We start from the raw sequence: 15,391 nt of genomic DNA on the forward strand, positions 1-15,391 counted from the left end.
ACGGGTCCGCGAACTCGTTGGTGACGGGGACACCCATCACATCCGAGAACGCACCCGGCCCGTTGAGATAGCTGCGGGAGCTCCGCGCAGTTGCTTGCCGTCGCAGCGATCGCCGTTCGGACGAGCGGACGACGAAAGCAAGTCCTTTAGGTAGCCTTGGTGAAATCCGGGCGTATGTCTGACGGGACGCTTCGGTTACTGCTGCCGCGCCCCCTCCGTCGGTTCCCCGCCGATCTCACGGCGATCGTTCTGCTCGTACTCGCGACGGGGGTCGCCACGCTCGCGCCGGTCGTCAGCGAGACGCCGCTCCGGGTCGTGCTCGGGCTCGTCTTCGCGCTGTTCGCGCCCGGCTACGCGTTCATCGCCGCGCTGTTTCCCGAACGCGGTCCCCGTGTCGAGGACACAGCGGCGACCGACGGCGAGGAGAGCGAGCGCTCGGCAGCGACCCTCGACGAGTCCGTTCAGGAGGCCGCCGACGACCGTTCCGGACTGTCAGAGCGTGTCGATCCCCGCCGTGCGGGCAGCATCGACGGCATCGAGCGGGTGGCGCTATCCTTTGGGCTCAGCATCGCGATCACGCCGCTGATCGGGCTTCTGTTGAACTTCACGCCCTTCGGCATCCGGCTCGTCCCGATCGTGCTCTCGATCGGCGGGTTCACGCTGGCTGCCACTGTGGTTGCCGCGCTGCGTCGCCAGGCGCTCCCCGACAACGACCGATTCCGCGTTCCGTACCGTTCCTGGATAGGGTCGGCACGGGCGGAACTGTTCGATCCCGAGACGCGCCTCGATGCCGTGTTGAACGTCGTGTTGGTCGTGAGCCTGCTGCTCGCGGTCAGCAGCGTCGGCTACGCCGTTCTAGTGCCCAAATCCGGTGAGAGCTTCAGCGAGTTCTACCTGCTCACCGAGAACGAATCCGGCGCGCTCGTCGCCGACGACTACCCACAGAACTTCACCGTCGGGGAGAGCCAGCCGCTCACCGTCGGGATCGGCAACCACGAACACGAGCAGGTCGACTACTCGGTCGTCGCCCAACTCCAGCGCGTTTCGGTACAGAACAACTCGACGACCGTTCGCGAGCGCCGGGAGTTGGACCGGTTCAGCCGGTCGATCCCCGCGAACGGATCGGCCAACTGGACCCACGACGTGACGCCGACAATGACCGGCGATCGCCTCCGGCTCACTTATCTGCTCTATCGCGGCTCGCCGCCGGAGAGCCCGACTACCGAGAACGCCTATCGGGAGACGCATCTGTGGGTGAACGTCTCGTCGCGGTAGGGTCGTCGCGTCACTCTGGAGATCGGCTATTGTGCGTCCGACCGTGTCCTCGGACGGCTATCGCTCGAGCCAACGAAACCCTAATGAAGCCTTCTGATAAGGAGTGATATGCACGAGACCGGTCGCCGGACCTCACGGCGAACGTATCTGAAGCGGCTCGGTGCCGTCACTGCGGTCGCCAGCACTGCTGGCTGTGTCGGCGGGCTCGGTGGCGGTGGCTCCGGTTCCATGACGATCGTTCCGGGGACCGCTCCCGGATTCCCTCCGTTCGAGACGAAACAGGGCGGCGAGATCGTCGGCTTCGATATCGATCTCCTCTCGGCGGTGGTCTCGAACACCGATTACGAGCTCGAAAGCTGGAAGGACTTCGAGTTCAGCTCGCTCACTCCGGCGCTCAAAAACGACAAGATCGACGTCATCGCGGCCGCGATGACGATCAACGAAAAACGCGACGAGTCGATCGACTTCACGAACCCCTACTACAGCGCCGATCAGGCAGTGCTCGTTCGGAAAGGAGCCAGCTCGCCACCGTCGGAATTTGCTGGGCTCGCGGGACGGACCGTCGGCGTGCAGGAGGGGACGACGGGTGCGAGCGTCGTCGAGAAACAGCTCGTCAAACCGGGGAAGATCGCCCAGTCGAAGTTCAACACCTACGGCAACTACGTGCTCGCGGTCGAGGATCTGGTCAACCGCAACCTCGACGCCGTGGTGCTCGACACCCCGGTCGCCCGTACGTTCGTCGACCGACGAGCGGTAACGATCGCGGCGACCTACGAAACCGGCGAGAAATACGGCTTCGGCGTGCGGACCGACGCCGACGACCTCACGAAGGCGCTGAACGACGGGCTCAAACAGGTCAGAAACGGCAGCAAGTACGAGGAGATCCGTGACGAGTGGTTCGCCGGTGGCGGCTCGGGCGGCAACGCGAGCGCCGGCAACGGAACCGGCGGCAATGCAAGCGTCGGGGCCACGAGCAACGGATCCACGACGTCCTCCAGCTGAGATGCTCCCCGGAACCGGTGTCGTCGGCGCTGTCGCGGTCGGCAGTCTCGAGCTCTCGATACGGACGATCGCACAGCTCGGCAGCGACACCTGTGGGAGCCTCCCGCCGGACGTGGCGTTCGTCTGTGAGAACGCTGGCTATCTCGCCGGCGGACTGGTGTTGACGATCGCCCTCACGATCGCGAGCCTGCTGGTCGGGCTGGTGGCGGGCTTTCCGGCGGGCGCGATCGAGGTGTACGGCGGCCGCTATGCGTCACTCGCCGTCGAGGCCGTCGGCACGGTGTTTCGCGGGACGCCGATCGTGGTAATCTTGATCTTCGCGTATTTCGTCGTCCCGATCACCGACTGGTTCCCGATCCAGCGAGTGCTGCCCGTCGGCGGCGCGTTCGTCGCCGCGGTCGTCGGGCTCGGGCTGCGAAGCGCCGCCTACCAGTCACAGCTGTTCCGGGGAACGCTCCAGAGCGTCGACGAGGGTCAGATGGAGGCCGCACGCGCCGTCGGGCTCTCGAAACTCGGCGCGATCCGCCACGTGATCGTCCCACAGGCGCTCCGGCGGTCGGTGCCCGGGTTCCAAAACGAGTTCACGATCGTGCTGAAGGACACGAGCGTCGCGATCGCGATCGGCCTCGCCGAACTGTTCACCCGGAGTCAGGATCTGTTCGTCCAGCGGACGACCGCGGTGACGGAGGTCATCCTCCTCATCAGCGCCGTCTACTTCGTCATGACCTTCGGAACGAATCGCGCCCTCGAATATCTCAACGACTACTACGCGATCCCCGGTGAGTCGACGTGACCTTGCAGCTCGATCAATCGTCGCGATCGCTTCATCAGAGCATCCATGAGTGACTACGACCCCCTGTTGACAGTCGAATCGGTCTCGAAACGCTACGGCGACGAGCGCGTCCTGAACGACGTGAGCTTCACGATGGACCGTGGCGACGTCACGGTCATGATGGGGCCGAGCGGCAGCGGGAAATCCACGCTGTTGCGCTGTGTCAACCGTCTCACCGAGGTCGACAGCGGCGAGATCAGGCTCGGCGATCACCGCGTGACCGATCCCGGCATCGACGTCGACGCGCTCCGGCGAGACGTCGGGATGGTGTTTCAGGACATCAACCTCTTCACCCATCTCACGGCGCTGAAAAACGTCACGCTGGGGCTGCGAGAGGTGCGCGGGTTCTCGACGGACGATGCCCGCGAGGCGGCGACCGAACAGCTCGAACGCGTCGGGCTCGGCGATCAGCTCGACTCCTATCCGGGCGAGCTCTCGGGCGGGCAGAAACAGCGCGTCGGGATCGCCCGCGCGCTCGCGATGGAGCCCGAACTGCTCCTCTTCGACGAACCGACGAGCGCGCTCGATCCCGAACTCGTCGGCGAGGTCACGGCCGTGATGGCCGATCTCGCCGCCGGCGGGATGACGATGCTCGTCGTCACCCACGAGAAGGGGTTCGCCCGCGAGGCCGCGACCGACGCCCTCTTTCTCGATGCGGGATCGATCGCCGAACGCGGCCCGCCCGCACAGCTGTTCGAGAACCCCGAAAACGAACGCACCGCCGAGTTCCTCGATCGCGTCAGCACGGTCTCGGGTGAGCCATGAGCGAGACCGGGGCCACGCGGACGACCGCCGACACCGGCAGGGTCGTCTCGGGTTCGCTCGGCCGCTGGCTCACGATCGCCGGCGGTGTACTGTTCTGGGGCTGGCTTCTCGCCCGCTGGCTGAACAACTGGTTCCTCCCGGCCGGCGTCGGCGTCCCGCCGGGTGAGTCGTTTCTCGATCCCGCAGCGGTCGCCCCGATCTCCGATTCGCTCGCGTTCGCGGTGGAGTATCTCCCACAGCTCGCCGACGCCGCGTGGCTGACCGTCGTGTTGACCGTCGTGAGCATCGTGCTCGGGTTCGTGTTCGCGGTGCCGGTCAGCGTCGCGCGCGTCTACGGCACCTATTCGAGCACCGTCTCGCTCGCGTTCACCGAGCTCATCCGCGGGACGCCGCTGCTCGCCCAGCTGTTCGTGCTCTACTATGCGCTGAACCTCTCGACGCTGTTTCGCGGTCTCCCCGACGACGGCTTTTTGCCCTCGGCGGTGGTCTACGTCGCGATCATCGGCTTTACGATCAACAGCGTCGCCTATCAGGCCGAATACATCCGGTCGGCGCTGCTGTCGGTCGATCGCGAACAGCTGACCGCGGCCCGTGCGATCGGGCTCTCACAGCGCCAGGGCATCCGCCACGTCGTCTTGCCACAGGCGCTGCGATTTGCCATCCCCGGCTGGTCGAACGAGCTGGTCTATCTCATCAAATACTCCTCGCTGGCGGCGTTCATCACCGTCCCCGAACTGTTCAACGTCGCCCGCTCGATCGCTGCCGACAACTTCGCGTACACCGGGATCTTCGCGCTGGTCGCCGTGCTGTATCTCGGGCTCGTGATCTCGGCGTCGAAGCTGATGGCCGGCGTCGAGCGGCGGGTCGCGATCCCCGGTCTCGGCGGCACGGCGAGTCAGTAGCGCGTCGCCCGTTCGCCCTCCTGTGTCGCTCGCTCCCCCTGAGAGTTGACCGATCCGTTCGCAACCCCCGCTCGATCATACCGCTTCAGGGACAAAGCATTCATCCCCCTACATCGAAGCCCGATTTACACATGCACTATCGCTCCCTGCTCGTCGGCCTGGTGGTCGTTTCGATGCTACTGGCCGGCTGTAGTTTCCTCTCGCAAGGACCGGGCGAATCCACGACCACAGTCTCGACGATGAACGACACGGCCACGCCGACGGACACCACGACGACGGCGGCTACGGCGACCACGACCATTACTAACGCAACGACGTCACCGACCGCCTCAGCAGCGACAACGACGACCGAGACCGCGACGGCCACCCCGACGCCGACAGCCACCTCAACCCCGACACCGACGCCAACGCCAACGGCGACCCCAACGCCGACGCCTACGGCGACACCAACCGAGACGCCGACACCAACCGAGACGGCAACTCCAACGCCGACTGAAACAGCAACCCCGACGCCGACCGAAACCGCGACACCGACGCCAACCGAAACGGCAACTCCAACCCCCACGCCCACGGCGACGCCAACCGCGACACCGACGGAATCGGAGTCGTCAGGCGAGAACTGGCGTAACGTGACGATCGTCGCGGCCGGTTCGGGCGAATCCTACTACCGGATGTACGCCGGCAGTGGCCCCGGTATCGAACTGGGCAGTGAAGCCGACACCGAGGCGTCGGTCGAGTACGAAGACCGCGTGGTCCTCGACGATCCGTACTACGCGGAGGGGTTCGTCGGCGATGGTGGGGTCGACAGCTACCAGTACCGCCCGACCGTCATCGGCAATCCCTCGCTTAATTTCGTCAACGATGGCGACGTGACGCTGAAGGTCTATCTCGATGGCGAGCTGTACAAGACCGTCGAACCAGGTGCAGGGGGCGACGAGCGTGTCGACCCCGACGCGCCACCGGAGGGCGAGCATCTCATCAGAGTCGAGGCGGTCGGTGATGGCCAATCCGAGTACAGCCTCTCGGCGGGGGCTGCCGGCACGGAGCGGTTCTACTACGAGGCCAAGGCCAACCCCGGCACCACGGCCGACAACCCCGATTACACGGGTGTGGCGATGGGTGCATACGGGTTCGTCGGCGATGGCGGCGTCGATTCGTACTCGACGAACGGTGACCTTTCGACCGTCGACAACCAGGGCTCGGCAACGCTGAAGATCTACCAGGACGGCGAACTCTGGGCGACCGTCGCCCCCGGTGAGTGGGTCGAGCAGTCGAACGAGTGAGCGAGCGATAGCGACGCGTTCGTTCTCGCGAGCGTGGCGAGCGTTACACCCACCTGAAGGCACCGCGGAGATCGACCCGCCACAGCCGCGCCAGTGCCGGCACGCCGATCGCGATGCCCGCCGCGAGTCCGGCGAGGAAGAGTAGTTCGTTCATATACCCTCCTCGCTCGTCACCACTAAAGAACTGAGCCATGAGGAGTGAAAGTGGAATCGGCCGCCCGGAGCCCGCCGTGGTGGCCATGGATCGCTTTCCGACTGTGGTCCCGACGATAACGACACGTATTCATCGGTCGGGGACGTGTGATCGATAGAGCCACTATTGCGGCGACATTCCCATGAGAGATTTTTACAAGAAGCTGATGAAGATGAGTCTCGAGGACGCACAGGAGATCGCCCGCGACTACGAAAGCGACGCGGTCGACGAGATGGCGATGCAGCTGTATCAGACGCGGGTCCAACACTGGCAGATGCGTTCGATGGAAAACCAGCAGCTCGACTTCCCGGACGATCCGTCGACGATGTACGACTGACAAAGGTCGTGGGTTGGATCGCGACGCTCGTCGCGATCGCCTGCATATCGTCTCGCCGTTCAGTTCACCCGCTTCCGGCGGCGTGTGCACCTGCCACGTCAGTGGGATCTTCGAGCTCGCCCATCACTTCCTCGAAGGCGTCGGTCGCGGTGAGCAAGCCGACGATCTCCCCGTCGTCTTCGACGAGGGCGAGCTCCTGATTTTCGTCCTGGAACCGATCGATCGCGTCGCTGACCTCCTCGTCGGCCGGCAGCGTCATCGGCGGCGCGGCGAGCTCCTCGATGGCGAGTTCGCCGTCCATGAGTTCACTGAACCGTGTCGTGATGGCCGGGAGATAGACGACCCCCCGGAACTCCTCGAGCGTGTCGTCGACGAGCGGATAGCGTGCGTACGCCGCCGTTTCGATGGTGGCGAGGTTCTCGGCGGGCGTGTTCTCCGTCGAGAGGGTGGCGATCTCCTCGCGGGGCACCATGATCCCCTGGACCGGCATGTCGCCGGCGACGAGTGCGCCCATCACCTCGCTGCGTTGCTCGGCGTCGATATCGCTGCCCTCGAGCACCGTTTCGAGCCGTTTGTACAGATCGGCCCGACTGTCGACGTCCTCGTCGCCCGAATCGAGCCACGCACCGGTCATCTCGACGCCGAACAGCCGCAGCGTCCATTTGGCGAACAGATCACCGACACGGAGCAGCGGCCAGATGAGCCACGTAAACCAGTACAGCGGCGTCGCGCCGTACCGACAGACCTGTCTGGAGCGCTCGACGCCGAGATAGGTCGGTGCCTGCTCGCCGTGGGTGAGATGCAGGAGGTTGATGATGAGAAAGCCAAGGATCGCTCCCGCCCCGACCGACGCGAGCACCGTACCAAAGAGTGGCTCGAAGAGCGCGGCGAGGGCCGGCTCGGCGACGATCCCCACCGCGATCGAGGAGGCGGTGATCCCGATCTGACAGCCCGTGAGATAGATCTCGAGGTTCTGGGTCATCGCCCAGGCACGTTCGAGCCCGGGCCCGACGAACTCGGCTTCGGTGTACTGTTGGGCACGCGTCAGTGCGAACTCGACGGTGACGAAAAAGCCGTTCGTGAGGATCAACACGAACCCCGCGAGCAGCCGGAGGGTGATCTCGGTGGTGTTCACGTCGACTCACCTGCCGTGTCGACCGCGCTACCGTGGCCCTGTGAGCGCCCGTCGATGTCGATGGGATCTTCGAGTTCACCCATCACCTCCTCGAAGGCGTCGGTCGCGGTGAGCAAGCCGACGATCTCCCCGTCGTCTTCGACGAGGGCGAGCTCCTGGGATTCGTCCTGGAACCGATCGATCGCGTCGCTAACCTCCTCGTCGGCCGGTAGCGTCATCGGCGGTGCGGCGAGGTCCTCGATCGAGCGGTGACCGTCTTCGAAGGCCGCGAAATCGGCCGTGAGTTCGGCGAGATAGACGATGCCGCGCACGTCCCCGTCGGTCGCGCCGACGAGTGGAAAGCGGAGATGGGGGTTGGCCTCGATGATGGCGAGGTTCTCGGCGGGACTGTTTTCGGTCGAGAGGGCAACGATCTCATCGCGGGGCACCATGATGTTGCCCACCGGCAGTTCGGTGACGGCGAGTGCGTTCATCACTTCGGTGGAGCGTTCGGACGGGAGATCGCCCGCATCGAGCACCGAGCCGAGATGGCGATGGAGGTCTGCACGGCCCTCGATCACGTCGGCTTCGGACTCGAGCCATGCGCCGGTCATCTCGACGCCACCCAGCTGCAGCGTCCATTTTGCCACCGCGTCACCGAGATCGAGAATCGGCCGGATCACGCGGGTGAACCAGTACAGCGGCGTCGCGCCATACCGACAGATCTGTCTGGAGCGTTCGACCCCGAGATAGGTCGGCGTCTGTTCGCCGTAGACGACGTGGACGAGGTTGACGATCACGAACGCAAGCAGTGTGCCCGCCCCGATCGTGGCGAGCACGGTGCCCCCAAAGAGTGGCTCGAAGATCGCGGCGAGGGCCGGCTCGGCGACGATCCCAAGCGAGATGCTGGCGGCGGTGATCCCGACCTGACAGCCCGTGAGATAGATCTCGAGCTCTTCGGTCATCGCCCAGGCGCGTTCGAGACCGGTGACCCCCGGTTCCACGAACTCCGATTCGGGATACTGGCGAGCGCGGGTGAGCGCGAACTCGATGGCGACGAAAAAGCCATTGGCCAGTATGAGAACTGCACCGACGGCTAGTCGCAGGAGTATTTCGGGTGATTGCATCGGTGCTACGAGCGGGCTACGGGTGTCAGCGGGAAAAAGGTCAGTTTTCTGCCTATCGGTGGGTTCTGCGGCAGTGGGGACGATTTATTCTGTTCGAGCACACAGACACACTCGTAGTTCTGCTGGATGCAACAACGTTCGCTTGAACATCATGGATAAATATGACACACTCTTCGACGACACCGCTCCCGACGACAGCGTGTTCACGGACAAAGGCGCACTCGATCCACTGGGCGAACCCGAGGACGTCGTCGCCCGCGATCATCAAGAACGCGAACTGGCGACGCTGCTTACTGGGATCGAGGAGGGGTATCTCCCGACGACGGTCTCGATTTACGGGCCCCCGGGAACGGGCAAGACGCTGACGACCCGGCGTCTCTGTACGGCATACGCTGAGCGTACCGACCGGCTGGCCGTCGAGTACGTCAATCTCAAGGAGAGTCGTTCGCTGTTCAGTGCTGCAAACGAGATCCATTTCGAACTCACCGGCACAAAGAAAAAAGCCTACGAGGGGCTCGACGGCGTTTTCGAGGGGATCTGGGAGACGCTTGCGGAGTACCCGGACTGGACAGTGTTGATTCTCGATGAGATCGATCATATCAAACACGACTCGAACTACGACCCGAACGATTTCTTCTATCGGCTGTTGCGCGGCGAGGGCAAGCTCAAACGCGATATCAAGCTCTCGGCGTGGCTGTTGAGCAACGAGGTACTCGATGTCGATCTACGATTTGACAGTCGCGTCGAGAGTGCAATGAGTGACGAGGAGGTGTTTTTCCCGCCCTATAACTACTCGAAATTGAAGCAAATCGTCGAGCCACGACTTGAGCGGGCCTTCCGTGATGGCGGTATTTCCGATCATGCCGTCAATCACGGTATCGAGACGGCTGCGATCCGGTGGAGCGATGCTCGCAAGGCGCTGACTCTCTTTCGCCAGGCCGGCGAAACGGCAAACGAGATCGGCCTCGACCAGGTAAACGAAGCCTGTCTCGAACGCAACATCGAGACGACGGACAAGGAATCGACTGTCGAGAAGCTCCTTGAATTGCCCGGGCATCACTTTCTCGTGTTGCTTGGAGCCGCCAGTTGGACCGATCGCACGGGCGAGATCATACAACCGGTCACGACCGAGCAAGTTCGTGCGACCTACACCAGTTCTCTGCCCGTCGATGACCAACTCGGGACCCGCGCGCTCCGCGAGACGATCGCTGATCTCGAACTGATGGGTCTCGTCGAGACGTGGGTCGAATCGAAGGGCAGTAACGGCCGTGCGAAACAGATCGAGACGACGTTTGACCCGAACTGGGTCGTCGATATCACGGACCGCTATTTCGAGGACTCCGAACTGTGGACGAAAGAGTCTGATTAGTGGCCTATTTCCTGCCCTTTGGAGGATGTCACGTCAATTCAGTCCAGACGACCGAGATCCCCGCGACGTTCGCGGTGCATGACCTCGCCCACTCCACGTATTATCGGGCTCCCGTATTCGGCGAGGTCACACTCACCGACGGGGTGAATGATTTGATCCGCGGCGAGCAGGCGTTCGATACACTGTACAACAGTGCGTCCGCATCCGAACGCTCGGACCGCTGAACGGGACTGGAACGGCATACTCTCTGACAATCTGGTGGCAGTTAGATTCCTTTGATGGGCTGGTGCTATCGTTCACAGCAGATACTGCAGCACGATGACCGCTGTCACGCTCGTGACCACTGCAACCGGCAGCCCGATACGGACGAGTCGGCGAACCGAGATCGCGATCCCGTTTCGCGAGCTCTGATCGAGGACGAGCAACGTTGCCGCACTGGCGATCGGTGTCGCGTTCCCGGCGAGCGTACTCACTGCGGCGAGTAGATACCAGCCCTGCTGGTCGGTGATTGCTGTCGATAGCAAAACGACCGCCGGCACGTTGCTCACGAGATTCGAGAGTACGAACGTCGCTCCCGCGAGCGCCCACCCCTCAGTGAACGTTTCGAGCGTGCGGACCAGCACCGTCCCCTCAAGCCCGCCCACGAGGACGAAGATCCCGACGAACAACACGATGATGTCCCAGTCGATACGTCCCAGGATCTCGTTGCCCGGTACCCGTCGGAACAGCTGTAGCCATGCGATATGGAGCACGCCCATCGAGGCTGCGATCACCCCCGGGTTCACGTCGGGGAGTGCTGCGAGCAACACGACCGTGCACAACAGTATGCCAGCGCTTGAGAGTGCCCACGCCCGATCGAGGTCAGAGGCTGGGAGGTCGATACTGAACGCACGGCTCTCAGTCAACGGGAACAGCATCACCCCGGCGATCACGAGCCCGAGGCCGGCGATGGGCCCGAGGACGCGCACGAACCCGACGGTCGTCAACGGACTGTGGCTCAGGATATACGCGTTCTGTGGGTTCCCGAGCGGTGTTGCGAGACTGCCGATGTTCGCGCCGAGAACGACGGCTACTAGCGGTGGGACCGGATCGAGGTCCGTGTCGCGAACGGCTTGAATCAGCACTGGCGTTAGCAGGATTACTGTTGCATCGTTGAGTGCCACCGTGCTCATCGCCGCCGCAAGCCCAAGCGCCCCGAGGCTGAGTCGTCGCGGTGTGCCCGTCCGTTTGACGAGCTGTGTGGCTGCCCAGTCGTAAAATCCGCTTTGGGCTAGCGCTTCGACGTGCGCGAGCATCCCGAACAACAGCAAGATTGTACCGGTGTCGATACTCGCGAGTGCCGCCGACGGCGAGAGTGCCCCACTGAGGATCACGGCGACTGCACCGACCGCGGCGGTGATCGACCGCGACAGCGGATACAGTCCGATACGACGGACGAACAGTAATCCGAAGGTTCCGAGAACGACCGCTATTACTAGTGGTTCCGACGGCATACTCATTATCAACCGCTCCGCGTGGACACGAATATCACGAATTGACCAGTTGGTATGGTTTCGGCTATTGGCTGAGGATCTGCTATTGCTGCTCTTAAATAACAAAGATACCAATTAAAAATAAGATTATAATTTCAACTCCATATATCATATAAATGCCCATTCGAAATGTATAGACTCCGCGGATATGCTTGCCCTTCACCTAGTTGTGTCTATAGATAAACCACAGCTGGATACACGGACTAAAATTCATTTATAGCACTTTTAGCCCAATCTCAGGCGATAGAGTGCATCCCACGAACGATACTTTTCTTTGGAGAATACGGTTGTATATCTCTTTGTGATCCGAACGTCAACCGTCTCGCCAGCAAACGACTATCAACAATCGTAGCTGACACAGTACGTACTGGTGGCCAGTTCGGTTGGACATCGTCTGCTGAATCGGGACCGGCCGATCGGTGACGGTGTGATCGACGACACCGTTCGACGCAACCGATGGTGGTACGGATTTTCGCGGACCAAACGCCGTTCCGTGGTATCTCGAACCATCATTTTCAGAAACACCTCGATCTCCTCGAACTGTGGAGCAATTCACCGAACGATTGGTTTGAGACACTGCTATGTTACGCGATCCCGGGATGTGCGGACCCAAAACCGATCCACGATCAGGCGAGTCTGGAGCGACGGAAGGTAGATCCCGAGCGCAGGGCGGACGGCTCCACATTGTGTGACCGCTCACCGGCACATTTGGCGAATGATTGCTGGCGATGCCGAACACACGATGGTTTCGATGCGAAACGAATCGCGCCGCCTTCGGAGGAAGGGTGGCTATCGTGGCACGTCTCGAGCAACCCGATGGATGGCCTGTTGTTTCGTTGGAAACGATCGGCTGTCGTGGCCGACGCTCCGTGATCGGGCGCCATATCGACGGCAGGAACCCATCGAAAGCGGTCCACCGCTGGCGGTTCGACAGTGATCGTCCCGGCTGGCCGATCGCCGATTACTGATCACTGATCGTGAAACTCCTGCGGATATGCTGTCCGGTGGGTGGGTTGTCGATTCCGAGCGATCACCGATCGCCGTTCCTGTGAGTCCCTGTGAGCGTGTCAGCGAGGGGTCCGGATCCAGCCGCCTGCAGACTGATGGCTTTGGATGCGCGATCGATGCTGTAACCGTCCGACGATCCCGGTTCCACGGCGCAGGCTGTTCATCAGACAGTCGGTGTGATCGTCGGCTAGCGATGGTGCGGCTGCTATCGCCACTGTTGAATGGCGATCATGGTGGCAGTTTCTCAGACACCGTTTGTCAGGGAATGAGTGGACGTGACGCGTTTTTGCCATCCGGTGTACCGGTATGTCACTGCCGACGGACTGCTTTACTGAAAACGGACGACGGCAGGAGTTTGCGGTAGCCTGTCATAGAATACTTCACGTACCTCACCAGGAGCCCAAGAAACGGTATCTGAGAAACAGCCAGTATTGTCGCAATCAGAGCCAGCGGTAGCGGGCCTCTCGATTGGGATGTGAAAATCATGCCAACCGTTCTATGACACTCTGGTTTGCGGGGGAAGACGATCGCTCTCCACGATCGGTGGGCGATTTCGTTGTCCGGGATGGCTCCGTCGCTCACTGTACACATTGTTCCTGGCGACCGCCGGTGATTTTGCCTTTTGACACGTAGCAAGCGGAAGCCCACGACTTGAGTGGTCTGCGAAAGAATTGGACATGTCCAGAACAGGCGTGAGAAGGTCTCTGTTGAATCGTTAGCCGACGAATCGACTGCTTTGGACATCGGCGCGAACAACCTCGTCGCCTGTACCACCACGACTGGCGAGCAGTATCTGTACGCTGGACGCAACGAGTTCGACCGCTTCCGCGAGACCACGCGAGAAATCGCGCGATTGCAGTCGAAACTCCCCGAAGGGCGATACAGCAGCGAGCGCATCCGGCGGCTGTACCGGAAGCGAACTGCCCGGCGCGACCACGCGCAAGACGCACTCTGCCGCGACTTGATGGAGTGCCTTTTCACGCCGAGGGCGTTTCGACGGTGTACGTCGGGGCGCTCACGGGCATTCTCGAAGCGTCGTGGTCGGTGCGGGTGAACGCAAAGACGCACAACTTCTGGGCGTTTCGCGCGTTCCTGAACCGACTCGCAACGACCGCCGAGGAGTTCGGTATCACCGTCGAAGTCCGCTCCGAAGCGTGGACCTCGCCAGAATGCCCGCAGTGCGGTTCGATGGACCGAACCACACGGCACAAGGACACACTGACCTGCGAGTGTGGCTTCGAGGGACACGCGGACCTCGTAGCATCCGAGACGTTCCTCAAGCGACCCGCCGAGACACCAAGGCCGATGGCACGGCCCGTGCGATCGAGTGGGACAGCCACGATTGGTTGGAGACATCACACGCTCATCGTCCCAAAGTAGCGCGCACGAACCCGTACGTTGCCTTCGTGGGGTGGGGCGCTACTGCCCGGCGAAGACCACCAGTGCGAGGACTCCCACGGCTTTAGCCGTGCGGAGGATGTCAACACTGTACTGAAACATGCTCTGTGAACTGTGCTCCAGCCTGATTGTTGCACTTCTTCGATTGGGGAGACCATCCGCTCAACAACGTCCTACTGATGCGCGTCGATCCGATCGTACTGTCCACGTCGATCACTGCCACCTCGGGGGCACTCACGATTTTGCGGCCCCAAACACGGGCCGTCTCATGTGCACAATTAGTGCATCCCGTCGCTGTCTCGAATTTTTGCTAGCGTTAGCTCTGAACAGCAACTGACTGGTCGTCGACCGGTGTCCGTATTCTGCAGCGCCCGTTCTGTTTGCGGTACGATTCGGCGCGATGACTCGGTCCGTTGGAGCGAGCAGTGACCGCGATGCTCGTACCGATACGGCGATCGATCCTCGTGTGCGATACCGTTTCCGTGGCTCTCGATTAGCCGCCATCTGCTGGTACACCGGGCACACTCACTTCGTTTCATTGCATTCACCCTTATCCTGCGAAGCTGCTGGCCGATTGTGATTGCCGATGTACTGCTTTAGCAGTCGGTAGCGGCGATATTATTCCCTTTCAGACGGTCGATTCGATTGTGACCGGGTCCGATCATCGGTCCGATACGATTTCGATCGATCGTCGTTTGGCGGCTCCGTTCATCGATGGCGGCCGGCGGCTCGCTCCGGCGTTGCGGTGGCCGGCCGAGTCTCCGTTCTGTTGGCGGTCGTGACGCTTCGACCGGTTGGGCGGGATGTCTCTTCGTGTGGCTCTGCCCTCGAGGCGAGTCGGTGTCCGTGGGCCGGTCGATCGGTGACGATTCCCATCCGGTGATCGTCGACCGGTGATCACGGCTGGTTGGTGTGTGACTCCGTGATGCGATGCTCGTGAAGTGTGCTGATCGTACCTGTCCGGGCGTCGGTCAGTCCGTCCCGTACTGCCCTTTCCCGACAGGCCGGCGCCTGTGTGTGAGTTCCGATCGCGTTGTGCAGGACGGCTGTTTCCTGACGCTTTGACCCGGCCGTGGCGACGGGGTCCCGCGGGTGTTGTGGTCGATGCGTTCGTCGCGTCGGTAGGCTGTGCCGTGTTCGCGATGTCGATGGCTGTTTTTCATCCCCCTGGATGGAACTGATCGAATCCATGAGGCGAAACGATACCCATTGTAGTCGATTTCCGCGACCGATCTGCACGTCCGTCCGACAGTA

At 62.1% G+C, this 15,391-nt stretch carries 11 protein-coding genes and 2 pseudogenes; 10 read left to right on the forward strand and 3 right to left on the reverse strand.

Translation table 11 applies throughout. The features are described from left to right. The first annotated feature begins 174 nt into the window (after nucleotides 1–174). From C451_RS11775 to C451_RS11810, 7 genes are all read left to right on the forward strand, one after another. Nucleotides 175–1,275, forward strand: coding sequence for a DUF1616 domain-containing protein (locus C451_RS11775; RefSeq protein ID WP_007740821.1), 1,101 nt, complete (start codon nucleotides 175–177; stop codon nucleotides 1,273–1,275). Between the two features lie 108 nt (nucleotides 1,276–1,383). Further along, nucleotides 1,384–2,277 (forward strand): transporter substrate-binding domain-containing protein, encoded by an 894-nt coding sequence (locus C451_RS11780; protein WP_007740823.1) that lies wholly within the window; start codon nucleotides 1,384–1,386, stop codon nucleotides 2,275–2,277. A 1-nt stretch (nucleotide 2,278) separates the two neighbouring features. Next, the gene (locus C451_RS11785) at nucleotides 2,279–3,070 is read left to right on the forward strand and encodes an amino acid ABC transporter permease (protein WP_007740825.1); all 792 of its coding nucleotides are present in this window, start codon (nucleotides 2,279–2,281) and stop codon (nucleotides 3,068–3,070) included. Nucleotides 3,071–3,115: 45 nt separating this feature from the next. Continuing rightward, nucleotides 3,116–3,874, forward strand: a complete 759-nt coding sequence (locus C451_RS11790) for an amino acid ABC transporter ATP-binding protein (protein WP_007740826.1) — start codon at nucleotides 3,116–3,118, stop codon at nucleotides 3,872–3,874. After that, nucleotides 3,871–4,776, forward strand: a complete 906-nt coding sequence (locus C451_RS11795) for an amino acid ABC transporter permease (protein ID WP_007740829.1) — start codon at nucleotides 3,871–3,873, stop codon at nucleotides 4,774–4,776. The genes C451_RS11790 and C451_RS11795 overlap by 4 nt, the downstream gene beginning before the upstream one ends. A gap of 131 nt (nucleotides 4,777–4,907) precedes the next feature. Then, nucleotides 4,908–6,059 (forward strand): hypothetical protein, encoded by a 1,152-nt coding sequence (locus C451_RS23790; protein ID WP_007740831.1) that lies wholly within the window; start codon nucleotides 4,908–4,910, stop codon nucleotides 6,057–6,059. 365 nt (nucleotides 6,060–6,424) lie between these two features. Further along, nucleotides 6,425–6,589, forward strand: coding sequence for a hypothetical protein (locus C451_RS11810; protein ID WP_239640546.1), 165 nt, complete (start codon nucleotides 6,425–6,427; stop codon nucleotides 6,587–6,589). A 64-nt stretch (nucleotides 6,590–6,653) separates the two neighbouring features. Here C451_RS11810 and C451_RS11815 read toward each other — a convergent pair whose 3' ends face one another. Further along, complete coding sequence (locus C451_RS11815) at nucleotides 6,654–7,724, reverse strand: CNNM domain-containing protein (protein WP_007740835.1); 1,071 nt, start codon at nucleotides 7,722–7,724, stop codon at nucleotides 6,654–6,656. Further along, nucleotides 7,721–8,830 carry a CNNM domain-containing protein gene (locus C451_RS11820; protein WP_007740837.1) on the reverse strand — a complete coding sequence of 370 codons (1,110 nt, stop codon included), beginning with the start codon at nucleotides 8,828–8,830 and terminating at the stop codon, nucleotides 7,721–7,723. Before C451_RS11820 ends, C451_RS11815 begins: the two co-directional genes overlap by 4 nt. A 151-nt stretch (nucleotides 8,831–8,981) precedes the next feature. Between C451_RS11820 and C451_RS11825 the strand changes: the two genes are divergently transcribed. Together C451_RS11825 and C451_RS24415 are read left to right on the forward strand one after the other, a co-directional pair. Continuing rightward, entirely contained in the window at nucleotides 8,982–10,199 is a 1,218-nt protein-coding gene (locus C451_RS11825; protein WP_007740838.1) for a Cdc6/Cdc18 family protein, read from the forward strand. Between the two features lie 95 nt (nucleotides 10,200–10,294). After that, nucleotides 10,295–10,423: pseudogene (locus C451_RS24415) on the forward strand (ArsR family transcriptional regulator); the annotation flags it as partial. A 72-nt stretch (nucleotides 10,424–10,495) separates the two neighbouring features. Here the strand turns inward: C451_RS24415 and C451_RS11835 are convergent. After that, nucleotides 10,496–11,692, reverse strand: coding sequence for an ArsB/NhaD family transporter (locus C451_RS11835; protein WP_007740842.1), 1,197 nt, complete (start codon nucleotides 11,690–11,692; stop codon nucleotides 10,496–10,498). A 1,762-nt stretch (nucleotides 11,693–13,454) separates the two neighbouring features. On the opposite strand from C451_RS11835, the pseudogene C451_RS11840 reads away from it, so the two are divergent. Beyond that, a pseudogene (locus tag C451_RS11840) lies at nucleotides 13,455–14,205 on the forward strand (RNA-guided endonuclease TnpB family protein); the annotation flags it as partial. Nucleotides 14,206–15,391 lie beyond the last annotated feature (1,186 nt).

The organism is Halococcus thailandensis JCM 13552, from assembly GCF_000336715.1.
Lineage (GTDB): Archaea > Halobacteriota > Halobacteria > Halobacteriales > Halococcaceae > Halococcus > Halococcus thailandensis.